The sequence below is a fragment of the Paludibacterium paludis genome (genome assembly GCF_018802605.1).
Taxonomy (GTDB): Bacteria; Pseudomonadota; Gammaproteobacteria; order Burkholderiales; family Chromobacteriaceae; genus Paludibacterium; species Paludibacterium paludis.
Genome location: NZ_CP069161.1, coordinates 2,643,482 through 2,665,527, shown reverse-complemented (window position 1 = coordinate 2,665,527; position 22,046 = coordinate 2,643,482). Strand labels below are relative to the sequence as shown.

Here is a 22,046-nt window from a genome sequence, read left to right as displayed (position 1 = left end):
AGATGCACCAACATTTATTAGGTGATGCCATGGACATTCCCTGCGACAAAATGCCGGCTCTCAGGGTTCGCGCTCTCCCGATCAGTACCGACGCGTACGGGCGCGTTCAGGCCGGATGGCTGATGAATCAGATCGATCTGGCCGGCAGCCTCGTGGCCGAGCGGGAGTCGTGCGGTCCGGTGGCGCTGGTGGCGGTGAACGCTTTCCAGTTCTCCCTGCCCATTCTCCTCGGAGACGTGGTCAACCTGTATGTGGAAAAGCTGCGTGTCGGCCAAAAATCCATCACGCTCAAAATTACGGTCAGCTCCGAACGCATGAGTGGGGAAACGGTTTTTATTACCGAAGTGATTGTCACGTTTGTCGCCGTCGACTTGCAGGGAAAATCACGCCTGCTGGGTGAAACGTCGGCGGGAATTCCCTGAGCGAAGGGCGGTGTTGCAGCGATGTCTCGTCAAACAGGCGTTTGGAACAAAGGCTCTGGAATTAGTGGACAAGCTCTAATTCTCTGGTACTATCCCAGCTGAACCCCTTTTCAGGGTTGTTCAGCACATATGAATGCCAAATCAAATAAATTGATACGCAGAGAGGGATAACATGAAACTCAAGCACTTGAGCCTGTCCGTCATGATGATGGGTGCCGCGTCTGTCACCGTGTCGACCCAGGCCGTCGCTTCGGGCTATCACTTCGGTTCCCAGAGCGTTTCCTCCCAGGGGACCGCCTTCGCGAACGGCGCGGAAGCCGCCGACTCGTCGACCATTTTCTACAACCCGGCCGGCCTATCCCGCCTGGACGGAACCCAGTTTTCCGGTGGCGTGACTCTGGTGATCCCGGATTCCAAGTACACCGAGGAAGGCTCCACGCGCAATAGCGGCGCCGCCACGGGCGGCAACAACGGCGGCTCGTTCGCGCCCGGACTCGTGGCCGCGCCGTCCCTGTACCTGTCGCACCGGATCAACGACAAGATCACCGTCGGCCTTGGCGTGTTCGTTCCGTTCGGCGCCAAGCTCGACTATGACAAGACCTGGGCCGGCCGCTACGCGCTGCAGAACATCAAGCTGGAAACCTTCAACCTGAACCCGTCCGTGTCGTTCAAGCTCGACGACCACCACGCCTTCGGTTTCGGCGTGTCGGCCCAGCACATGAAGGCCAAGCTCGCCAAGGGCGTGGACGTGGCCAGCGGCATTTCCAACGCCGTGAAGTACACGGCGGCGGGTCAGGCCCTGGCGACCAGCAAGATCAGCGCGGGCGTCGTCCAGGCCGTTGGCGGCCAGGCGGCCTACCAGACGCTGGTGACGGCGGCGGCGGGTGGCAACACCACGGCGGCCACCACGCTAGCTAACGCGAAAACCGCGGTGACCGCCGCGCTGGGCAAGTCGCTTGCCGCCCTGCCCGACGGTCAGGCGCGCATGGACGCGGATGACTGGGGCTTCGGGTTCAATCTGGGCTACATGTACACCTTGGACGAGAATACCCGCTTTGGTATCGCTTACCGTTCCAACATCCAGCACAAGCTCAAGGGCAATGCGATCTGGGATTACACGGGGGTAACCGATCCCGCGATCCTCGCCGCACTGCGCGCTTCGCACGACAACTCGGCGGCCAGCGTGGATGTGAACACTCCCGAGTCGGTCGCCGTCAACGCCTTCCATCAGTTGACTCCGACCATCGCCCTGATGGGGGATGTGACCTGGACCGCCCACTCGCGCATGAAGAGCATCGACATCAAGTTCCCCGGCACGCATGAGGGGGATCTCGTCATCAAGCAGGAGTGGAAGGATACCGTCAAGGTGTCGGTGGGCGCCAACTATCAGTACAGCGACGCGGTGCTGCTGCGCGCGGGTCTCGCGTACGACCAGTCGCCGGTGAAGAACGACAGTCTGCGTCACCCGGCCCTGCCCGACAGTGACCGCTATGTCGTGTCGCTGGGCGCCAACTACAAGTTCAACAAGCAGTCGTCGGTTGATTTCGCCTACAGCTACATGTTCTTCAAGAAAGCCAAGGTCAACTTCACCGACACTTGCCGGATCGGCGCGGACAACACCTGCACCGGCAACGGCGAAACGACGATCGGCAATTACAAGACCAACCTGCAAATGGTCGGTCTGCAGTACAACTACAGCTTCTAAACCGTTGACAACGGCTGTTTAGAGGCGTGGTGAGGAGGGGAGGGGCGACATGCTCCTCCCCGACAAGGCAAGGCAGGAATTGAGGGGCCTGCCCCATGATTGTGTTCTCCATAAACGAGGAAACCATGTCTCAAACCAAGTTCATCGTGCGCAAGGTGGCCGTGCTCGGCGCTGGCGTCATGGGCGCGCAGATCGCTGCGCACCTGGTCAATGCCAAGGTACCGACCGTGCTGTTCGATCTGCCCGCCAAGGAAGGCGACAAGAACGGCATCGCGAAGAAGGCGATCGAAGCGCTGAAGAAGCAAAAGCCGTCCCCGCTGGCGTCCCGCGACGCCGTCAACCATATCCAGCCGGCGAACTACGACGACCACCTGCACCTGCTGAAGGATTGCGACCTGGTCATCGAGGCCATCGCCGAGCGCATGGACTGGAAAACCGACCTGTACAAGAAGGTCGCGCCGCATCTTGGCGAACACACCATTTTCGCGACCAATACTTCCGGACTGTCGATCAACGCCCTGGCCGACAGCCTGAGCGGCGAACTGAAGCCGCGTTTCTGCGGCGTGCATTTCTTCAACCCGCCGCGCTACATGCACCTGGTTGAAATCATCCCGTGCAAGGGTTCGGACGCCGCCATTCTCGACAACCTCGAGCGCTTTCTTGTCACCACCCTGGGCAAGGGCGTGGTGCGCGCCAAGGACACCCCGAACTTCGTGGCCAACCGCATCGGGGTTTACTCGATGCTGGCGACCATCGCCAACGCCGAGAAATTCGGCATCCGCTTCGATGTCGTCGACGACCTGACCGGCCCGCGCCTGGGCCGTCCGAAGTCCGCGACCTTCCGCACCGCCGACGTGGTCGGACTCGATACTTTCGCCCATGTGGTCAAGACCATGCAGGACACCCTGCCGGAAGACCCGTGGCACAGCCTGTACAAGTCGCCCGAGTGGCTGCAGAAACTGATCGCCGCGGGCGCGCTGGGCGCCAAGACCAAGGTCGGCATCTACAAGAAAGAGGGCAAGCAGATGTTCGTCCTCGACCCGGCCAAGGGCGACTATGTCGGCGCCGGCGAGAAAGGCGACGATGGCGTCAAGGAAATCCTGAAGAACCCGGATATCGGCGCCCGCTTCAAGGCGTTGCGTGAATCCTCCCATCCGCAGGCCCAGTTCCTGTGGGCGTGCTTCCGCGACGTGTTCCACTACATCGGCGTCCATCTGGCCGATATCGCGAACTCGGCCCGTGACGTTGACTTCGCGATCCGCTGGGGTTTCGGCTGGACCACCGGTCCGTTCGAGACCTGGCAGGCGGCGGGCTGGCAGCAAGTGGCCAAGTGGGTGGACGAGGACATCAAGGCGGGCAAGGCCCTGTCGTCGGCGCCTCTGCCGGCTTGGGTGCTCGAAGCCGACCGCGGCGGCGTGCACTTCGCCGAAGGCTCCTACAACCCGGCCGGCAATGCCCTGGAAGGCCGTTCCTCGCTCGATGTCTACGCGCGTCAGCTGGCGCCGGCCAAAGTGCTGGGCGAGAAAACCGTTGAACTTGGCGAAACCGTCTACGAGAACGAAGGTGTGCGCGCCTTCACCACCGGCGACGATGTACTCGTTGTGTCGTTCAAGTCCAAGGCCCACGCGATCGGCCCGGCCGTGCTCGATGGCCTGAACGCCGCGCTCGATATCGCCGAGGACCGCTTCAAGGGCCTGGTGATCTGGCAGACCGAGGAGCCGTTCTCCGTCGGCGCCGATCTGCAATCGATGCTGCCCGCTTTCATGACCGGAGACTGGGAAGCGATCGAAGCGATGATCCGCCGCTTCCAGCAGACCTCCCTGCGCATGCGCTACAGTCAGGTTCCGACCGTGGCGGCGACCCAGGGCTATGTGTTCGGTGGCGGCTGCGAAATCGCGCTGCACTGCGACCGCGTGGTCGGCGCCCTCGAGTCCTACGTCGGTCTCGTGGAAGTGGGCGTGGGCCTCCTGCCCGGCGGCGGCGGCTGCAAGGAATTCGCCCTGCGCGCGTCGCAGGAAGCCCGTGGCGACATCCTCGCCGCGCTGAAAGACTATTTCATGAACATCGCGACCGCGAAGGTGGCCACCAGCGCCCTGGAAGCGCAGGAACTCGGCTTCTTCAAGAAGTCCGATATGGTGGTGTTCAATGCCTACGAACTCCTGTACGTGGCGAAGCAGCAAGCGCTGGCCATGGCCGAATCCGGCTATCGCCCGCCGATGAAGGTGAAGTCCTTCCCGGTGGCCGGCCGCGCTGGCGCCGCCTCGATCAAGGGGCAACTGGTCAACATGCTGGAAGGCAACTTCATCAGCAAGCATGACTTCTTCATCGCGTCGCAGATCGCCGACGTGATGACCGGCGGCGATGTCGAAGCCGGCACCGAGGTCAACGAGCAATGGATCCTGGATCTGGAGCGCAAGGCGTTCATGACGCTTCTGCAGAACGCCAAGACGCAGGATCGTATTGCCAACATGCTGACGACCGGCAAGCCGCTGCGCAACTGATCGAAGCCCATACATCGCGAAACGGCCGCCCCGCGCCGCCGTTTCGCACCAGGAGATTGATAGAATGGTCAAGCAAGTACAGGAAGCTTATATCGTAGCCGCCACCCGTACCCCGGTTGGCAAGGCTCCGCGTGGCATGATGCGCCACGTCCGTCCGGACGACATGCTCGCGCATGTCATCACCGGCGCGCTCGCCCAGGTGCCCGGCCTGGATCCCAACCTGATTTCCGATTGTGTGGTGGGCTGCGCCTTCCCCGAGGCGGAGCAGGGCCTGAACATGGCGCGTATCGGCGTGCTGCTCGCCGGCTTGCCGGATACGGTTGGCGGTATCACCATCAACCGTTATTGCTCCTCCGGCATCAACGCCGTGCAGATCGCGGCCGACCGCATCCGCATGGGCGAGGCGGACGTCGTGATCGCGGCCGGCTCGGAATCGATGTCGATGGTGCCGATGATGGGCAACAAGGTTTCCCTGAATCCGGAAGTGTTCGCCAAGGATGAAAACTACGCGATCGCTTACGGCATGGGTCTGACCGCGGAAAAAGTCGCCCAGCAATGGGGCGTTTCCCGAGAAGATCAGGACGCCTTCGCCGTCGAGTCGCATCGCCGCGCGCTGGCCGCCATCGATTCGGGCGCTTTCAAGAGCGAAATCACCCCGCTGCCGGCCACTTACCGGATTCCCAACCTGGAAACCGGCGAGGTGCAACTGGTCAACAAGCTGCTCGACACCGACGAGGGCCCGCGCCGCGAAACCTCGCTCGAAGGTCTGGCCAAACTGAAGACCGTGTTCGATGCCAAGGGTTCGGTGACGGCCGGCAACAGCTCGCAGATGTCCGACGGCGCCGGCGCGGTGATCATCGTGTCCGAACGCATTCTCAAGGAGTTCAACCTGACTCCGATCGGCCGCTATGTCACCTTCTCGGTGAAGGGGGTTCCCCCGGCGATCATGGGCATCGGTCCGAAGGAAGCCATTCCGGCCGCCCTCAAGCAAGCCGGCCTCGCCCAGTCCGACATGAAGTGGATCGAACTGAACGAGGCGTTCGCCGCCCAGGCGCTCGCGGTGATCCGTGACCTGGAACTCGATACCTCGCTCGTCAATCCGCATGGCGGCGCGATCGCCCTGGGTCACCCGCTGGGCGCGACCGGCGCGATCCGTACGGCGACGCTGCTGCACGGCATGCGCGGTCGCGGGCAGAAGGGCTACGGCATGGTGACGATGTGCATCGGCACCGGCATGGGCGCCGCGGGCATCATCGAAGTGCTGTAACGGTCTTTTCGGATCCACCCTCGAAACCCACGCCCCGGCGTGGGTTTTTTGTCAGCCGTGACCGCGGATGCGCGCGACCAGTTCTTCCTGCACATCCTCGGCCCGGTCGCTGCGAATCTGGCACGTTCCCGCCGCTTCGTGCCCCCCTCCACCATATTGCAGCATCAGCGCGCCGATATTGGTGCTGGACGAGCGGTTCAGAATCGATTTGCCGACCGCGAAGACAATGTTCTGCCGGTTAAGTCCCCACATGACATGGATCGAGATGTTGCACTCGGGAAACAGTGCATAAATCATGAAGCGGTTGACCGGATGAATCACGGTTTCATGCAGCAGGTTGAGCACCACCAGATTGCCGTGCACCCGAGAGCAGCGAAGGATCTGCTCTTTGGCGGCCGCTTCATGCTCGCGGTACAGCGCCACGCGTTCCTGCACATCCGGCAAGCTCAGGATGTCGCCGATGTCGTGATGGCGGCAGTAGACGATCAGATCCATCATCAACTGGTAATTGCCGATGCGAAAGTCCTTGAAGCGCCCAAGCCCGGTGCGCGCATCCATCAGATAGTTGAGCAGGACCCAGCCTTTGGGTTCGAGGATGTCTTCGCGGGAGAGCTGCGCGGAGTCGGCCTTGTCGACCGCCTCCATCATTTCCGGGCTGATGCCGGGCAGAGCGTCGGCCCCGCCAAAGTGGTTGTACACCACGCGAGCGGCGGAGGGGGCTTTCGGGTCGATGATGTAGTTGGCCGGAATGCCTTCGTTGCGCAAGGTTTCGGAAAGGTGATGGTCGAAAACCAGGTGAGCCTGGCGCGTGTACGGCAGATTGGTGGTGATGTCGTTGCCGGTGATCGCCACTTTGCCATCCTGCATGTCCTTGGGGTGCACAAACACGATCTCGTCGATCAGTTCCAGTTCTCGGAGCAAAACAGCGCAGACCAGACCATCGAAGTCGCTGCGCGTGACCAGCCGGTAGTGGTGTCGAGCCATAACGTTCTCCATGACATGTTTGTCGGTATCGGGTCGCTAGCTTGAGTGTAGGTCAGATTTTTTCGATGCAGCCCGGATTCATTCGCTTCCCTGAGCGGCTTGGTCGTGGTGATGGGAGGTATGGATGCTACACTGCCTGAACGATTGTTCCCGTTTCTTGCGCGAGTCTTCTTATGGATAGTCCTCCGCCCGGGGATCCGATCCGTTGCCGCTGGTGCGACGGGGCATCGATCTACATGGCGTATCACGATACGGAATGGGGCTTCCCCGTTGGGGACGATACCCGCCTCTTTGAGCAACTGTGCCTCGAGGGATTTCAATCGGGTCTCAGCTGGCTCACCATCCTGAAAAAACGCGAGGCCTTCCGTCGGGCCTTCGCCGGTTTCGACATCGCCACCCTGGTCCGCTTCGATGACCGGGACGTCGAGCGTCTGCTGGCCGATGCCGGCATCGTGCGCCATCGCGGCAAGATCGAAGCCGTGATCAACAATGCGCGTTGCGCGGAGCGCCTCCTGGAGCGCGAGGCAACGCTCGCGGCGTATGTCTGGCGCTACGAGGCGAAACGCACGGAATTCCGTGTCGGGGCCGCCCGCTCGACCGAGGCGCAAGCCATGGCGGCGGATCTGAAGCGCCAGGGCTGGCGTTTTGTCGGGCCGACCACCGTGTATGCCTTCATGCAGGCAATCGGCCTGGTGAACGATCATCAGGCCGATTGTCATGTCCGGGTCGCCGCCGAGGCGGCGCGCGAGCGTTTTGCTGTGCCCGGGCGCTAAAGGCTCAGGGCTGCTGCCGGGTCGCCGCCAGCACGATTTCGCGGATGCAGACATTCTGCGGCTGGCGGTAGGCGTACCAGATGGCTTCGGCGACGTCGCCCGCCTCGAGGACTCCGCCCATCTCTTCCTTCCACTTTCCGTAGTTTTCCTTGATGGTCTCGTCGGTGGTGTGCGAGAGCAGGGCGGTTTCCACCGCGCCCGGCGCGATCGTCACTACCCGCACATTATGGCCGGAGACTTCTTCGCGCAGGTTTTCCGAGACAGCGTGCACGGCGAATTTGGTGCCGCAATAGGCGACGTGATCCGGAAACGTCTTGCGGCCGGCAATCGAGCTGACATTGATGATGGTTCCGGCCCGACGCGCGATCATGCCGGGCAGAACAGCGTGAATGCCGTTGAGCACTCCCTTCACGTTGACATCGAACATGGTCTCCCATTCGGCCGGATCCTGCCGGGCAAGGGCGCCGAGCAGCATGACGCCCGCGTTGTTGATGATGGCATCCGCGGGGCCGAGGGCCGTTTCGGCCTCATGCACGGCCGCCAGGACGGCTTCGCGGTCGGTGATGTCGACCGAACGGCACATGGCGTCGGGCAGTCCGAGCGCCTCCATGGCCTGCCGGTTGCGGGCCAGCAGCAAGAGCGGATGCCCTTCCCGGGCGAACACCCGGGCGGTGGCCAGACCGATGCCGGAGCTGGCGCCGGTAATGATGATCAGGGGACGTGACATGATGGAACTCCCATAGAAGAAAACGATGGTTTACTGGATGCATCCACTATAATCCGCCTGTTTTCGCCTGAAAAATACTTTGTTTTTCTGGCTGGTATAGGAGTTTTCTATGGATGTTCGTCAGCTAAAAGCGTTTATCGCCGTTTTCGAAGAGCGCAGCATCACGGCTGCCGCAGAACGCCTTTTTGTTTCTCAGCCTAGTTTGTCGGTGACGATCCGGCAACTCGAGGTCTCGCTGGGGGTGGCGCTGTTCCATCGTTTGCCGCGTGGCGTTGAAGTCAGCGATGCGGCGCGCCGGTTGTATCCCGGAGCCCGGCAACTGGTGGATCAGGCCGCGGCGCTCGCCGCGCAGTTTCTTCCAGGATGGGAACGTCCGGTTGTGCGTCTCGGAGTCGAAGGCGATATCGCCATCGCGCATCTGCAAGCGGCGGTGAACCGGATCGTGGGGCTGATGCCGGAAGTGCGCCTGCTGGTCGAGGAGGGGTGTTGCGGAGAGATCCGTCTCGGCGCGGAGGCGTCAAGCTGCGAAGACGAATGGTTTTTCGCTCTGGACGAGGAGCCGTTCGTACTGGCGGTTCCCGAGTCCGATGCCGGTATGGAGAAGACCGGGCCCTGGGTGGTTTGTCCGTTCCATCCCTCGCATCAGCGTTTGTTGCCCCTGTATGGAGACGGAACGGTCGCGGCCGAGGCGGGAAATCTCACCATTGCCGCGAAGTTGGTCGCCTGCGGCGCGGGCGCGGCGTTTTTGCCGCGCTCGCTGATCCATTCCCTGCCCGGCGTGCGAGAGTGTCCGCTGGTCGGTCCCTTGCCGACCCGGCGTGTCGGCTTGTGTCTGCCTGCCCAGGCATCGTCCAATCCGGTGCTGGGCAGGCTGCGCGCGGCGCTCGGCACGGATTGCGCTAGTGTTTTTCCCGGCGGGTGATCAGCGCTTCCAGCTCATGCAGCCGTTCGATTTCCCGTTTGCGCTGGCGGGTTTCATCCTGGTTGAGGGCCTTGAGCAAGGAAACGGCCATGCCGATCATGATCAGGGTGAACGGCAGCGCCGAGACAATGGACATGGTCTGTAGGCCTTTCAGTCCCCCCGAGGCGAGCAGGACCTGGGCCACCACGGCCAGCAGCACTCCCCAGATGATTTTCACGCGCTGCGACGGGTTGAGCGATCCACCACTGGACAGCATGCCCAGCACAAATGTCGCCGAGTCGGCCGATGTCACGAAAAAGCTCATGACCAGCAGCATCGCCACGGCCGACAGAAGGCCGGATGCCGGCATGTGATCGAACATCACGTACAGGGCGGTGGAAACATCGCTCTTGACGGCGGCGACCATATCCGTGCCGCCGAATAGCTGTAGGTGCAAGGCTGTTCCTCCGAAAACGGCGAACCAGATGAAGCTGGTCAGCGCGGGCACCAGCATCACGCCGACCACGAACTCGCGAATGGTTCGGCCGCGAGAGACACGGGCGATGAACATGCCGACAAACGGTGCCCACGTCACCCACCAAGCCCAGTAAAACAGTGTCCAGTCGGCCGTCCAGGTGCCTTGTGTGAAAGGTGTCATGCGCAGGCTGGTGCTGACCAGGCTTCCCAGGTAATCGCCCAGTGTTGTGGTGAAGGTATCGAACAGGAATCCGGTGGGGCCCAGGATCATCACCAGCAGCATGAGTCCGATGGCCAGCGACAGGTTGAGATTGGATAGCCACTTGATGCCGCGCGACAGGCCGGTCAGCGAGGAGCTGAGAAACAGCAAGGTGGCGATGGCGATAATGGCGGCCGTCAGCAGGGGGCTGCCGGGCAGTCCAGTCATCCGCTGAATGCCGCTCTGGATCTGGCTTGCGCCGAAGCCGAGCGAGGTGGCGACACCGAACACGGTGGCGAGCACGGCCAGTGTATCGATCATCTTGCCGGCCGGACCGGACACGCGATCGCCGATCAGGGGGCGGAACGCGGCACTGATCAGCCCCGGTTCTCCCCGGTTGAATTTGAAATAGGCCAGAGCCAGGCCCATCAGGCTGAACACGGCCCAGGGGTGCAGCCCCCAGTGGAAAAAGGCGTAACGCATGGCCTGGCGGGCCGCCTCGGCCGTCTCGGGCGCTGTGGCTGCGCTGGCCGGGATGGCGAAGTGGGACATCGGTTCGGCTACGCCCCAGAACACCAGTCCGATGCCCATGCCCGCGGAAAACAGCATGGCGAACCAGGTGCCCCTCGTGAACTCGGGTTCGTCGTCCTCTTTACCCAGGCGGATATGTCCGAAGGGGCCAAAGGCCAGATACAGCGAGACCGTCAGAAAACCGAAGACGGCAAGCAGGTAAAACCAGCCGAAACGGCTGATGGTCAACGCCAGAAGGTGCGAAGTGGCTTCGTTCAGAAGACCGGGAAAAAACACGCCGAACAGCGCGAATAGCGCCGTCAGCGCAAGAGAAAGTCGTAAGACCATGCAAAATCTCCCTGGGGTTGACCGCGCCGGCCAAGCGGATGCTCAGGCGGGCTATGGGCCTCGGGGGTTCGAAACGTCACTCGCGGGGGAGTGAATGAAGGTGGACCGCATGGCGGTCCGATTGTCCGGGATGACGGACGATAATTATGAAAAACAAGACGTTAGCGTTTACTTTAACATAACTAAGTTATATCTGTAAACGCTAATGTACGAAGAAAAGCGGGAAAAGGGGAATATCAGGCCTGGCGGATGGCGGTCAGGAAGCGATTTTGCAACCCGGTGTCATCTTCGAATGCGCCGGCGAAAGCCTGAGTGACGACACGTTCGCTGCCACGGCGGTTTTCTCCGAGCAGCAGGCACAGCTGCTGGGCGTCGACAACGCAGGCGACGCCTCGTGCCTGCCCGGCGCGCAGCAGGGTGTCGGCGATGTCCCGGGTCATCCATTCCTGATAGGTCATCCGGTGACTGATGACATCCACCATGCGCGAAATGCGGCCGAATCCGTGCAGGCGGCCGCCGGGCAGGTAGGCGACGTGCGCCAGTCCGTGAAAGGGAATCAGGTGATGGGGGCAAATACCGTGGATGGCGATATCGCGGATGATCACCATGTCGCGTGAATCGTCGGCGAAGCCTTCTCCGAGAACGGTCTCCGGACTTTGCGCATAGCCGTCGAGCAGCCGGTTCTGCCACATTTCGCGAACCCGTTGCGGCGTCTTGCCGGTGTGCTTGCCGCTCGGGGGAACGCCGCATGCGAGAAGCAGGTCATGGATCGCGGTTTCGAATGCCGCCGCGTCGAACGGCGCCGTCGGTTCGAGGTCGCGTTGCGGCAAGTCGCCATCAAGGGGAGTACAAAGCATGGTAAGGGTCCTGGTTGGCGGGCAAGGCTCAGGCAAGCCTTGCCAGAGTGGCAAAGTCCATGTGCACGGCATCGTCGAAGGACGTCGCCGTCTCGTCGGCCAATTCGATCCGGTAGGTCTTGCCCTGGGCGTGCAGCAGGCACTCCTGACCGGGGTGGGCCAGATCGGGAGGGAGCAGCAGCCATCGCTCGCGTCCGCGCGCCCGGTCACGCGGAACGTAAAGCGCCACGCATGGCTCTTCCGCGCGGGCGGCCTGCACGGAGACCGGCAGTGGCGCGTCGCCGAGGAGTTCGACGCCGACCCGGGTGCCCAGGGTCTGTCGCGCCAGGCGGCGGATCACGCCCAGAAGCGGGTCTCCCCCGATTTTGCGTACGAGTACAAGGCGTCCTGGCGCGAGATCCGGGAGCGCGCCCGGAAAAAACAGCCCGAGGCCCGACTCGCTTTCATCGACCATGCGCCAGCCCTGCTGCTGCCTTGGCAGCGCGGCCTCGCTGTCGGCGAATTGCAAAGCCAGGGCGATGTGCGGCAATCCGTCCGTCACGCGTACATCCTCATTGTTGGCCTGGCGATCGGCGCGGCGCAACGACTTGCCGCCATCGGCGGTCCAGCGCACGGAAAGCGCGCGGATAAGCGCGAGCCATTGCTCCCGCGTCAGGACTTGTCCGGGTGTCTCCGACGCAACGGCGCGGTTTTCAAGTTCCAGCGCAAGATCGGCCAGGGCGGTGCTTGCCGGTTGCAATGACAGGAACCGCTGGTGACGGTTCGTGATCGTATGCGCAAGACGCTCCGGGGGCATGCCGCTGTCCGGATCGATGCGGTAGACCGGCTCGGCGCCCGACGGACGGTGGGTCAGCTCGCAGTGCTGCCGGAGCCGGGATAGCAGGACATCGCACGCGGCGATATCCTTGTGAAGCAGGTTTTCCGGTTGGGACAGGTTCAGAAGCGCCGCCTGGATGAGCAAGGCTTCGGCCGTGACCGGCGTATTATGCGAAGACAAGACGAACGGGGTGCGGGCATAATCATGTTCGTCGGCGAACAGGTAAAGCCGCCCGAGCGTTTTCCAGTCCTGTTCGCTTGGCTGCAGATAGCGCAATGCCTTGTAGAGCATGGCCTCGAGCTGAAAATGCAGTCCGCGAAGGGTCGCCAGACGCAGTTTCTCGTGAACCATCGGAGCCGGCCGGGCAAGATAATGCGTGACGCAGCCAAGATAGGCGCCGGCCATTTCCGAACTCACGCTCAGCAGCGCGGGCAGACTCGCCCGGAGGGCGGACTGACCGAATCGGCACTCGCCGCCAAGACGGGCGAGCAGAGGTTCCAGCGCCCTGTCCAGCGTCAGCAGCGCCTCGACTCGGCTCATCAGCGCAAGGCCTGTGTCGGCGTTCAGGCGGGTCAGGGACGGCAGTACGTCCATGATGGTCGCAATGCCGCCTGCGTCGCCCTCCGCCTTGATGTGGGTCGCGAGATCTGTCATGTGGCGGGCCGTGCGGGAGCGGACGAGCAGGGCGCGCAGTGTGGACAGCGGGTTGGGCATGATCAGTATGAACGGGGTGGCCGGAAGTTGTGTGCCTCTATCTTACGCCAGCCGGCTACCCCAATAAACCATGAAAGCAGGAAAGAGGGCATGTTGAAACGCATTTTGGGGGGAATCGCGCTGATTCTGGCGTGCCAGTTGGCGTTCGCCGCGGAGGTGGCTTCCCGGTCGGCATCCGCGCCTCCCCGCATCGGGATCGTGCTGGGAGGCGGTGGCGCGCGAGGATTCGCGCACCTTGGGGTGCTGATGGAGCTGGAACGGTTGCATGTGCCGATTTCGTGCATATCGGGAACCAGCGCCGGGGCGCTGGTTGGCGGAATGTACGCCAACGGTATGAGTCTTGAAGGCATGCGCGAAGCGTTCCGCACGGCGGATTGGGATCGCATGCTGTCGGGCCGGGTCGACCGGCGCGATACACCCTACGACAGGAAGCGCAACGATTACATCAACTATTTCGATCTGACTCTCGGCGTGGGCAACGGCGCGCTCAAGGTGCCGCGCAGCGCCATCAACTCCCAGGATATCGATCTCTTCATTCGCAAGTTGACCCGGGACAGCACGATCGACAGCTTTGACAAGCTCCCCATTCCGTTTCGTGCGGTGGCGACCGATCTGAGCACGGGCGAGGCCGTGGTGTTCGACAAGGGCGATCTGTCGGTGGCGCTGCGCGCGAGCATGGCGGTGCCGGGGTTGTTCGATCTGGTCGAATACGATGACAAGTTGCTTGTCGACGGAGGTGTCGCGCGCAATCTGCCGATCCAGGAAATCAAGCACCGCTGCGCGGATCGGGTGATCGTCGTGGATGTCGGTACGCCGCCCTTGAAGAAGGATCAGATCAACTCGCTATTCGATGTGGTATCGCAAACCAGCCGCCTGCTGATTTCGCGCAATGTCAGCGAACAAATGAAGCGCCTGGACAAGGATGATATCGTGATACGGCCGGACCTTGACGGCTTCAGTTCCGCCGATTTCGGCGAAAACCAGGCGATCATGGAGCGCGGTCTGAAGGCCGCGAAGGCGATCGAGGCCAAGCTCAGGGCGCTGTCGGTTCCGGAACCGGAATACCTTGCCTGGCACGAAACTCTGGTGGCTCCGGCCGCGCCGGTGATCAACGAGATCCGCATCGCGGGCAAGGCCGGGTTTGTCAATCGGTCGGCGGTCGAAGCCCGGTTGCGTCAGCACGGCAACGGCGAGGATGTGGCCGAGGTGCGCAAGACTTTGCGCAGTCTGTTCGCCGAAGGCGACTACGACCGGTTGACCTACACGATCAGTCATCAGAACGGGCAAAACATCATGAGCGTGATGCCCGTCGAGCGGGCGACCGGCCCGGACTATCTGCGCTTTGGCATGGAGCTCAAAGGCACGGCGCCCGGCGATTCCAGCTACAACATCATGGCGTCGCATTTGCGCACCTGGGTCAATTCGGCGGGCGCCTCCTGGCGCAACGAAGCGACGCTCGGCAACGATCCTTTGTTGCGAACCGAATTCTATCAACCCTTTTCCGCCACCAATCCGATGTTTGTCGCGGCCTACGCAAGCTACAGCGAAAAACATTACGGGTTCTATTTCCCCTCCCACGTCAAGGCGATGGAGATCGGCATCCGCGAGCGTACCGCCGGGCTGGACGGCGGGATAGCCTTGGGCAAATTCGGCGAATTCCGGCTTGGGGCGTACTTCAGCCGCTATCATCCTTTCCATCGGGAGGGTATCGACGAGTCGTTCCCGGACAACTTCGTGCCCTGGCAGGACAGGGGTATTCGCAGCCAGCTGGTCATCGACCAGTTCGATAATCCGCGGTGGCCGCGCCGCGGCTACTTCTTCAACGGAGAAGTGCGCATGGCCGTGCCGGCCTGGGGCAATTACAACGGGCGCTATTACAATGTCACCGCTGAAAACGTGGTGACTTTCGGAGAGTTGAGCCTGCGCATGACCGGCAAGCTGCGCGGCAATATCCTCGACAGCGCGGGCAAGCGCGCCATTCAGCCGCAGTTCCTCGGCGGATTCCTCAATCTGACCGGCTATCAGCAGAACGAGCTGGTCGGCGAGCGGGTCGCGCTGGGCCGGCTGATGGGATATTGGCGCGTCGCGACACTGCCCTCCGCGCTCGGGAGCGGACTCTATACCGGGGTATCGCTGGAGGCGGGCAAGGTGTGGCAGCCGCTGGGGTTGTGGCCCTATGGCCGCGACAGCCGGGTTCTCAAGGCCGGGGCGCTGTTCCTGGGCGCCGATACCTGGATCGGTCCGGTGTTTCTGGGCGTGGGAGCCGCCCAGGGCGGGCGGCTGACCGGCTACTTCATGGTCGGCGTGGATTATTGAATATGGTTCGGGCCGGCCCGTCCGTCCCGTACCGTGGTCAGGCGAACAAGCGCGACAGCGCCTCGCCCGGATCGGCTTCGCGCATGAAGGCTTCTCCGACCAGGAAGCTGTCGACGCGGTGGCTGCGCATCAGCCTTACGTCGTCCTGCGTGGCGATCCCGCTCTCGGTCACCGGGATGCGGTCCGGCGGCATGACGCCGACAAGCCGCAGCGTGGTCGTCAGCGATACCTCGAAGGTCTTGAGGTTGCGATTGTTGACCCCGATCAGCGGGGTCGACAGATGCAGCGCCCGTTCGAGCTCTGCTTCGTCGTGCACTTCGACCAGCACCGCCATGTCCAATTCCAGCGCCAGCGCTTCCATGTCCCGCATCCGCGCGTCATCGAGCGCGGCGGCGATCAGCAGGATGCAGTCGGCGCCCATCGCGCGTGCCTCGTACACCTGGTAGGGATCGACAAGAAAATCCTTGCGCAGCACCGGAAGGCCGCAGGCGCCGCGCGCCGCTTCGAGATAGTCGGGGCTGCCCTGGAAATACTGTCGGTCGGTTAATACCGACAGGCAGGCGGCGCCGCCGGCTTCGTAGCGCTCCGCGATCGCGGCCGGTTCGAAATGCTCGCGGATAACGCCTTTGCTCGGGCTGGCCTTTTTGATCTCGGCGATGACGGCCGCTTTGCCCAGGGCATGGCGCGCGCGCAACGCGGCGATGAAATCGCGCCGGTCGCCCTGTCTGGCCTGCGCGTCGGCGCGCACGCGTTCGAGCGGGCGCGATGCCCGCGCCGCGCGCAATTCCTCATGTTTGGTGGCAAGAATGGTGGTCAGGATATCGGACATGCGGCGTCTCGTCGGCGGGTCTGCGAAAGCCAATCATCATGCAGAAGCCGGGAGTCTTTGGCAAGCCGGTGTCACAGATGCGGCGAGAAGAAGGCCATCAGGCGTCGCGGCAGCCAATCGATGCGGCCGGGAAAGCGGCCGGTGACAAAGCCGACATGCCCTCCGTCGGCGGGAAACTCCAGGGTGACCCTGCCGGATACGGCATCCTGAGCCGGCAGGGCGCTCTCTGGCAGGAACGGGTCATTGCGGGCGTTGAGCACCAGGGTCGGACAGTGAATGTCGGCAAGCCGCGTTTTGCTGCTGCTGCGTTCCCAATAGTCCAACGCATTGGCGAAGCCGTGCAGCGGAGCGGTCACCAGTTCGTCGAATTCGTTGAAGGTGCGCGCGCGGCGCAGGGCCTGGCCGTCGAACAGTCCCGGGTGGCGTGCCAATTGGCCGAGGGCCTTGGGCTTGAGGGTGTCCATGAACATCCGGGTATAGATCAGGCGTCCCATGCCTCGGTCGAGGCGTGTGCTTGCCGCCACGAGGTCGAGCGGCGCCGAGACCGCCGCCGCGGCGAGCGGCAGGGCGGTATCGCCCTCATCGGCCAGATAGTTGAGCAGCATGCTGCCCCCGAGCGAAACTCCCGCCACGAACAGCTTCGGGTTCTGCGCGCCGAGCCGGGCGAGAATCCAGCGCACCTCCGCGGCATCGCCGGCGTGATAGGCCCGCTTGAGCGGATTGTCCATGCCGCCGCATCCGCGGAAATGGGGCACCGCGCCATGCCAGCCGCACTTTACCACCTCCCGCATCAGCGCGCTGGCGTAATGGCTGGCGCTGCTGCCCTCCAGTCCGTGAAACAGCACCACCAGCGGCGCGCCGGGCGTGCCGTCCACGCGGTCCACGCAGATGGTCGCGCCATCGGGCGTATCCCAGATCTCGCGGCGGTAAACCGGCGGCGGCGCCTTGAGCATCAGCGCCGGCCAGATGGTCTGGGCATGTCCGCCGGGCAGCCAGGCGGGAGGGCGGTACGGCATGCCGTCTCAGTCCTCGCCGTCGCCCCTGGCCGCCGGAACGCCGGGCTCGGGAATCAGCGCCTTGATGGTCTGGAACAGCTGGCGGAACGCCTTGGGAGGTTTTTGTTCCTGGTGTTCCTTGCGGGCATTGCGGATCAGGGTGCGCAGTTGCTGGGCGTCGCCCTCGGGAAAGTCGTTGAGGAAGGCCGCCAGGGTTTCGTCGCTTTCCAGCAGACGTTCGCGCCAGCGCTCCACCAGATGCAGCCACGCGGTGTGCTCGCCCGATTCTCCGCGCAACACGGCGAGGTACTGCCGGATGGGCTCGGGATCCACGTCGCGCATCAGTTTGCCGATATACTGTTCCTGGCGTTTTTTGGCGCCATGCGCGGTGAATCGCTTATAGTCCAGAATGGCCTCGAGAAGATCCGGGTCGAGGTTCATGGCGCGCAATTTTTCCTTGGGCAGCTCGGCCAGCTCCATGCCCAGATCCTGCAGCTCGTTGAGCTGGCGTTTTTTTTCGCTTTTACTGATCGGCTCGTCGCCGGTCGACGCGTCGTGGTGATCGCTCATTTTCTTGGAACTCAATACAATTCAAGACTGGTATGATACCGGAAAAGCCTGCTTCACGCGGGCGTCACGGACCATTGCGAAAGACACTATGGCAGACTCTACCTTCAGTTTTAGTCGAAACTCCCTGGAAACCCTGGCGGCGCGCGTACTCGACCTCGCGCGCAAGGAAGGCGCGACCGCCGCTGAGGCCGACGTGTCCGAAGGGCTCGGCCAGACCGTGACGGTGCGTCTTGGCGAGGTCGAGACCATCGAATACAACCAGGACAAGGGTGTCGGCGTCACGGTGTACATCGGCCAGAAAAAAGGCCATGCCAACACATCTGACTTCTCCGATGCGGCGCTGGCCGAGACGGTGCGCGCCGCCGTCAACATCGCCCGCTTCACCGCCGACGACCCGGCGTCCGGTCTCGCCGACAAGGATCGTCTGGCCACCGCTTCGCGCGATCTTGATCTGTATCGCCCTTGGGATCTTCCTGTCGAATCGATGATCGGACTGGCGCGCGAGTGCGAGGAAGCCGCCCGCGGGGTCAGCGAGCGGATCGTCAACTCGGAAGGCGCCACCGTCTCTTCCCATTCGAGCCAGTTCATCTATGCCAACAGCCATGGCTTTCTCGATGGCTTTTCCAGCACCCGGCACAGCCTGTCGGCGGCGGTGGTGGCCGGAGAAGGGGCGGCCATGCAGCGTGACTACTGGTACAGTGTCGCCCGCCATCCCGAGGATCTGGACACGGCCGCGCAAGTCGGCCGGAAAGCCGGAGAGCGCAGTGTGCGCCGCCTGGATGCCCGGCGTGTTCGCACGGGGCGTTATCCGGTGCTGTTCGAGGCTCCGGTCGCCGCTTCGCTGATCGGCCATCTGGTGGCGGCAATCAGTGGCGGCAGCCTGTACCGCAAATCGAGCTTCCTGCTGGACGCCCTCGATACCCGGGTGTTTTCCGACAAGGTGACCATCGACGAGGATCCCTTCCTGCCCCGCGGACTGGCCAGCAGTCCCTTCGACAACGAGGGTGTCGCCACGGCGCCGCGACGGCTGGTGGATGGCGGCGTGCTCAAGGGTTATATGCTGGGCAGTTACTCCGCGCGCAAGCTTGGCATGGCGACCACCGGGAATGCCGGCGGCTCGCATAACCTCACCCTGCAGGATACCGGCGAGACATTCGAGGCCCTGCTGGCCCGTATGGGAACTGGGTTGCTCGTCACCGAGCTGATGGGGCAGGGCGTGAATACCGTGACCGGAGACTACTCGCGCGGCGCATGCGGATTCTGGGTGGAAAATGGCGTCATCGCCTGGCCGGTCGAGGAGCTGACGATTGCCGGTAATCTGCGGGAGATGTTCCTCGATATCGAGGCCATCGGAAACGATGCGATCGACCGGGGCGGACGGCGTACCGGTTCAGTGCTGATCGGCGGGATGATGGTGGCCGGCGAGGACTGATGAAGCCGGGGCAGTGCATTGATTTGATGTTTGATAGATGATTCTGCTATTGATAAATTAATGCACTGACTTTTATCGGGACATCGTCATGACGGAGACGCCTCGGACGGGACTCGTGCTGTCCGGCGGCGGCGCCCGGGCGGCATATCAGGCGGGGGTGCTGCTCGCTATTTCCCGCATGCAATCCGCCCCGGAGCGCAATCCGTTTCCGGTTATTTGCGGTACCTCTGCCGGGGCGATCAACGCCGTGGCTCTTGCCAGTGGCGCCGAGGATTTCCGGCGCACCGCGCACTATCTGACAAAGATCTGGAAACGTGTCCACATCGATGATGTTTACGATGGCAGTATCGCTTACTTCCTGAAAACCTTTCTGCACTTCGGGGTGTCCATCCTGACGGCCGGTCGTGCCTGGGGGCCGCCGGCGAGTTTTCTGGACAATCGTCCTTTGCGGCATTTTCTTGACGACGTGATGGATCTTTCTGGCGTCGGGCGAGCCATTGGCAGCGGGGCGCTCGAAGCGCTGGCGCTTAGCGCCTCTTGCTATACCACGGGCATCTCGGTGACCTTTTTTCAGGGAAAAACCGAACTGGAGGAGTGGACGCGGCATCAGCGGGTTGGCGTGCGGGAGGCGCTCACGCTTGATCACTTGCTGGCGACGTCGGCCATTCCCTTGCTGTTTCCCGCGGTGAAGCTGTCGGACGGGTATTATTGCGATGGCGCGGTGCGCCAGATGACACCGCTGTCGCCTGCCCTGCACTTGGGGGCCGACCGTCTTTTCGTGGTGGGGCTGGCTCATCAGCACCACGGGATGGAGCGGCGGCGTTCGGGCAGCTATCCATCCCCCGCGCAGGTATTCGGCCACTTGCTCAATAGCGTTTTTCTGGACAGCATGGCGACCGATCTTGAGCGGCTGGTGCGCGTTAATCATACGATGTCGCTGCTGGCGCGCGATCCGGACCTGGTGCATGAGACCCGTCTGCGCAAAGTGGATATTTTCATGTTGAATCCAAGCCAGTCACTGGAAAAAATAGCTCATAAGCATATCCGCCTGTTTCCGCCGATGCTGCGATTCCTGTTGAGGGGGACGGGAGGGACCGGGCAGCGCGGCGCGGTGCTGGCGACCTATCTGCTGTTCGAACCGGGTTATACCCGGGAGCTGATCTCGCTTGGTTATCAGGATGCAATGGTGCAGCGAGACGCGATTTGCAGGTTTCTGGAACTTTGATAAGCGGTTATGATCTGAGCTTCGGCTTAGTTCTGATTAAAACAATTATGAAGGGTTTGTTACCATGGGGTTTCCCGGTCGTAGACAAGGGTTTTTTCTGATTTCTGCCGCGTGTGCCGGAGCAATGGGGTTTGCCTTGTACTCGCAGTACGCGCTTGGGCTGGAGCCGTGCCCCCTGTGCATTTTTCAGCGTGTTGGCGTGATTGTGGTGGGGCTTGTCGCCCTGATCGCAGGGCTTGCCAATCCTGGCCGGACCGGATTCCGCATCGGGGCCGTGCTGGTGTCGCTGGCCGCCATTGCCGGTGGGTCCGTTTCACTGCGCCAGTTGTGGTTGCAGCATTTGCCCGCCGACATGGTGCCCGCCTGTGGTCCCGGCCTCGATTACATGCTGCAAACGATGCCCTTTTCCAGAATGTTTCGCAAGGTGTTCGAAGGCAGCGGCGAGTGCGCCGTGGTTGACTGGACGTTTCTGGGCATGGCGATGCCGTTCTGGGTGCTGGTTTTCTTTGTGATGGTGCTGATGTTCGTGATCGTTCTGTGGCGTCGTCACGGTCGCTGACGGATGGGCTTGCCGGTTCGCGGTTCACTCCGCGGGCCGGTGTATTCCAGGAAGGGGCGAACGACAAAAAGGCTTCGCGACTCATGCCCGGAGGCGTGTCGTGAAGCCTGATGCGTGTTGGCGGAGCGGACGGGACTCGAACCCGCGACCCCCGGCGTGACAGGCCGGTATTCTAACCAACTGAACTACCGCTCCAACCTGGTGGGCGTTGACGGAGTCGAACCGCCGACATTCTGCTTGTAAGGCAGACGCTCTACCAACTGAGCTAAACGCCCTGATAAGGGTACTGCAGGAGTTGGCGGAGCGGACGGGACTCGAACCCGCGACCCCCGGCGTGACAGGCCGGTATTCTAACCAACTGAACTACCGCTCCAACTCTGGTGGGCGTTGACGGAGTCGAACCGCCGACATTCTGCTTGTAAGGCAGACGCTCTACCAACTGAGCTAAACGCCCTGATCAAGGGTACTGCGAAGGTTGGCGGAGCGGACGGGACTCGAACCCGCGACCCCCGGCGTGACAGGCCGGTATTCTAACCAACTGAACTACCGCTCCAACCTGGTGGGCGTTGACGGAGTCGAACCGCCGACATTCTGCTTGTAAGGCAGACGCTCTACCAACTGAGCTAAACGCCCCTTTAAGGGTACTGCAACGATTTGGCGGAGCGGACGGGACTCGAACCCGCGACCCCCGGCGTGACAGGCCGGTATTCTAACCAACTGAACTACCGCTCCAAACCTTGGTGGGCGTTGACGGAGTCGAACCGCCGACATTCTGCTTGTAAGGCAGACGCTCTACCAACTGAGCTAAACGCCCGGAATTCCATTGTGACGGCAGGGTGCCTGGCGGAGCGGACGGGACTCGAACCCGCGACCCCCGGCGTGACAGGCCGGTATTCTAACCAACTGAACTACCGCTCC

18 protein-coding genes and 9 tRNA genes are annotated in these 22,046 nt (G+C 62.5%); 10 read left to right on the top strand and 17 right to left on the bottom strand.

Annotation, left to right across the window (positions count from 1 at the left end; genetic code table 11):
• Nucleotides 1-29: 29 nt before the first annotated feature.
• From JNO50_RS12145 to JNO50_RS12130, 4 genes are all read left to right on the top strand, one after another.
• Nucleotides 30-422, top strand: coding sequence for an acyl-CoA thioesterase (locus tag JNO50_RS12145; RefSeq protein WP_189534040.1), 393 nt, complete (start codon nucleotides 30-32; stop codon nucleotides 420-422).
• Nucleotides 423-594: 172 nt separating this feature from the next.
• Entirely contained in the window at nucleotides 595-2,127 is a 1,533-nt protein-coding gene (locus tag JNO50_RS12140) for an OmpP1/FadL family transporter (RefSeq protein WP_189534042.1), read from the top strand.
• Nucleotides 2,128-2,252: 125 nt separating this feature from the next.
• A complete protein-coding gene (locus JNO50_RS12135; RefSeq protein ID WP_189534044.1) occupies nucleotides 2,253-4,628 on the top strand; it encodes a 3-hydroxyacyl-CoA dehydrogenase/enoyl-CoA hydratase family protein in 2,376 nt (791 codons plus the stop codon).
• Nucleotides 4,629-4,692: 64 nt separating this feature from the next.
• Entirely contained in the window at nucleotides 4,693-5,895 is a 1,203-nt protein-coding gene (locus JNO50_RS12130) for an acetyl-CoA C-acyltransferase (RefSeq protein WP_189534046.1), read from the top strand.
• 51 nt (nucleotides 5,896-5,946) lie between these two features.
• On the opposite strand, the gene JNO50_RS12125 is transcribed toward JNO50_RS12130, so the two are convergent.
• The gene (locus JNO50_RS12125) at nucleotides 5,947-6,879 is read right to left on the bottom strand and encodes a DHH family phosphoesterase (protein ID WP_189534048.1); all 933 of its coding nucleotides are present in this window, start codon (nucleotides 6,877-6,879) and stop codon (nucleotides 5,947-5,949) included.
• 236 nt (nucleotides 6,880-7,115) lie between these two features.
• On the opposite strand from JNO50_RS12125, the gene JNO50_RS12120 reads away from it, so the two are divergent.
• Complete coding sequence (locus JNO50_RS12120; RefSeq protein ID WP_425325368.1) at nucleotides 7,116-7,652, top strand: DNA-3-methyladenine glycosylase I; 537 nt, start codon at nucleotides 7,116-7,118, stop codon at nucleotides 7,650-7,652.
• A gap of 4 nt (nucleotides 7,653-7,656) precedes the next feature.
• Here the strand turns inward: JNO50_RS12120 and JNO50_RS12115 are convergent, their stop codons facing one another.
• Nucleotides 7,657-8,379 carry an SDR family oxidoreductase gene (locus JNO50_RS12115; protein ID WP_189534053.1) on the bottom strand — a complete coding sequence of 241 codons (723 nt, stop codon included), beginning with the start codon at nucleotides 8,377-8,379 and terminating at the stop codon, nucleotides 7,657-7,659.
• Nucleotides 8,380-8,488: 109 nt separating this feature from the next.
• On the opposite strand from JNO50_RS12115, the gene JNO50_RS12110 reads away from it, so the two are divergent.
• The gene (locus JNO50_RS12110; RefSeq protein ID WP_189534055.1) at nucleotides 8,489-9,301 is read left to right on the top strand and encodes a LysR family transcriptional regulator; all 813 of its coding nucleotides are present in this window, start codon (nucleotides 8,489-8,491) and stop codon (nucleotides 9,299-9,301) included.
• Here JNO50_RS12110 and JNO50_RS12105 read toward each other — a convergent pair.
• The 3 genes from JNO50_RS12105 to JNO50_RS12095 form a co-directional block, all read right to left on the bottom strand.
• The gene (locus JNO50_RS12105; RefSeq protein WP_189534057.1) at nucleotides 9,279-10,814 is read right to left on the bottom strand and encodes a glycine betaine uptake BCCT transporter; all 1,536 of its coding nucleotides are present in this window, start codon (nucleotides 10,812-10,814) and stop codon (nucleotides 9,279-9,281) included. The two genes, JNO50_RS12110 and JNO50_RS12105, sit on opposite strands and share 23 nt — an antisense overlap.
• 236 nt (nucleotides 10,815-11,050) lie before the next feature.
• Nucleotides 11,051-11,671, bottom strand: a complete 621-nt coding sequence (gene folE / locus JNO50_RS12100) for a GTP cyclohydrolase I FolE (RefSeq protein ID WP_189534059.1) — start codon at nucleotides 11,669-11,671, stop codon at nucleotides 11,051-11,053.
• A gap of 28 nt (nucleotides 11,672-11,699) precedes the next feature.
• Nucleotides 11,700-13,202, bottom strand: coding sequence for a hypothetical protein (locus tag JNO50_RS12095; protein WP_189534060.1), 1,503 nt, complete (start codon nucleotides 13,200-13,202; stop codon nucleotides 11,700-11,702).
• Nucleotides 13,203-13,292: 90 nt separating this feature from the next.
• Between JNO50_RS12095 and JNO50_RS12090 the strand changes: the two genes are divergently transcribed.
• Nucleotides 13,293-15,518 (top strand): patatin-like phospholipase family protein, encoded by a 2,226-nt coding sequence (locus tag JNO50_RS12090; protein WP_189534062.1) that lies wholly within the window; start codon nucleotides 13,293-13,295, stop codon nucleotides 15,516-15,518.
• A gap of 37 nt (nucleotides 15,519-15,555) precedes the next feature.
• On the opposite strand, the gene trpC is transcribed toward JNO50_RS12090, so the two are convergent.
• From trpC to yjgA, 3 genes are all read right to left on the bottom strand, one after another.
• Entirely contained in the window at nucleotides 15,556-16,347 is a 792-nt protein-coding gene (gene trpC, locus JNO50_RS12085) for an indole-3-glycerol phosphate synthase TrpC (protein WP_189534064.1), read from the bottom strand.
• Nucleotides 16,348-16,418: 71 nt separating this feature from the next.
• A complete protein-coding gene (locus JNO50_RS12080; RefSeq protein ID WP_189534066.1) occupies nucleotides 16,419-17,363 on the bottom strand; it encodes a YheT family hydrolase in 945 nt (314 codons plus the stop codon).
• A gap of 6 nt (nucleotides 17,364-17,369) precedes the next feature.
• A complete protein-coding gene (gene yjgA, locus JNO50_RS12075) occupies nucleotides 17,370-17,912 on the bottom strand; it encodes a ribosome biogenesis factor YjgA (RefSeq protein ID WP_189534068.1) in 543 nt (180 codons plus the stop codon).
• 88 nt (nucleotides 17,913-18,000) lie between these two features.
• Between yjgA and pmbA the strand changes: the two genes are divergently transcribed.
• The 3 genes from pmbA to JNO50_RS12060 all read left to right on the top strand — a co-directional run bounded on the left by pmbA (nucleotide 18,001) and on the right by JNO50_RS12060 (nucleotide 21,128).
• Nucleotides 18,001-19,344, top strand: a complete 1,344-nt coding sequence (gene pmbA, locus JNO50_RS12070) for a metalloprotease PmbA (protein WP_189534071.1) — start codon at nucleotides 18,001-18,003, stop codon at nucleotides 19,342-19,344.
• A gap of 88 nt (nucleotides 19,345-19,432) precedes the next feature.
• On the top strand, nucleotides 19,433-20,569 hold the full coding sequence (locus tag JNO50_RS12065) for a patatin-like phospholipase family protein (protein ID WP_189534072.1): 1,137 nt from the start codon (nucleotides 19,433-19,435) through the stop codon (nucleotides 20,567-20,569).
• Between the two features lie 124 nt (nucleotides 20,570-20,693).
• Entirely contained in the window at nucleotides 20,694-21,128 is a 435-nt protein-coding gene (locus JNO50_RS12060; RefSeq protein WP_229804680.1) for a disulfide bond formation protein B, read from the top strand.
• Between the two features lie 118 nt (nucleotides 21,129-21,246).
• Here JNO50_RS12060 and JNO50_RS12055 read toward each other — a convergent pair.
• The 9 genes from JNO50_RS12055 to JNO50_RS12015 all read right to left on the bottom strand — a co-directional run bounded on the left by JNO50_RS12055 (nucleotide 21,247) and on the right by JNO50_RS12015 (nucleotide 22,046).
• A tRNA-Asp gene (locus JNO50_RS12055) sits at nucleotides 21,247-21,323 on the bottom strand.
• A gap of 4 nt (nucleotides 21,324-21,327) precedes the next feature.
• Nucleotides 21,328-21,403: transfer RNA gene (locus JNO50_RS12050), tRNA-Val, on the bottom strand.
• A 21-nt stretch (nucleotides 21,404-21,424) separates the two neighbouring features.
• Nucleotides 21,425-21,501 (bottom strand) — tRNA-Asp (locus JNO50_RS12045).
• A gap of 5 nt (nucleotides 21,502-21,506) precedes the next feature.
• A tRNA-Val gene (locus JNO50_RS12040) sits at nucleotides 21,507-21,582 on the bottom strand.
• A gap of 22 nt (nucleotides 21,583-21,604) precedes the next feature.
• A tRNA-Asp gene (locus JNO50_RS12035) sits at nucleotides 21,605-21,681 on the bottom strand.
• Between the two features lie 4 nt (nucleotides 21,682-21,685).
• Nucleotides 21,686-21,761: transfer RNA gene (locus tag JNO50_RS12030), tRNA-Val, on the bottom strand.
• A 22-nt stretch (nucleotides 21,762-21,783) separates the two neighbouring features.
• Nucleotides 21,784-21,860: transfer RNA gene (locus JNO50_RS12025), tRNA-Asp, on the bottom strand.
• 6 nt (nucleotides 21,861-21,866) lie between these two features.
• Nucleotides 21,867-21,942: transfer RNA gene (locus JNO50_RS12020), tRNA-Val, on the bottom strand.
• 27 nt (nucleotides 21,943-21,969) lie between these two features.
• Nucleotides 21,970-22,046 (bottom strand) — tRNA-Asp (locus tag JNO50_RS12015).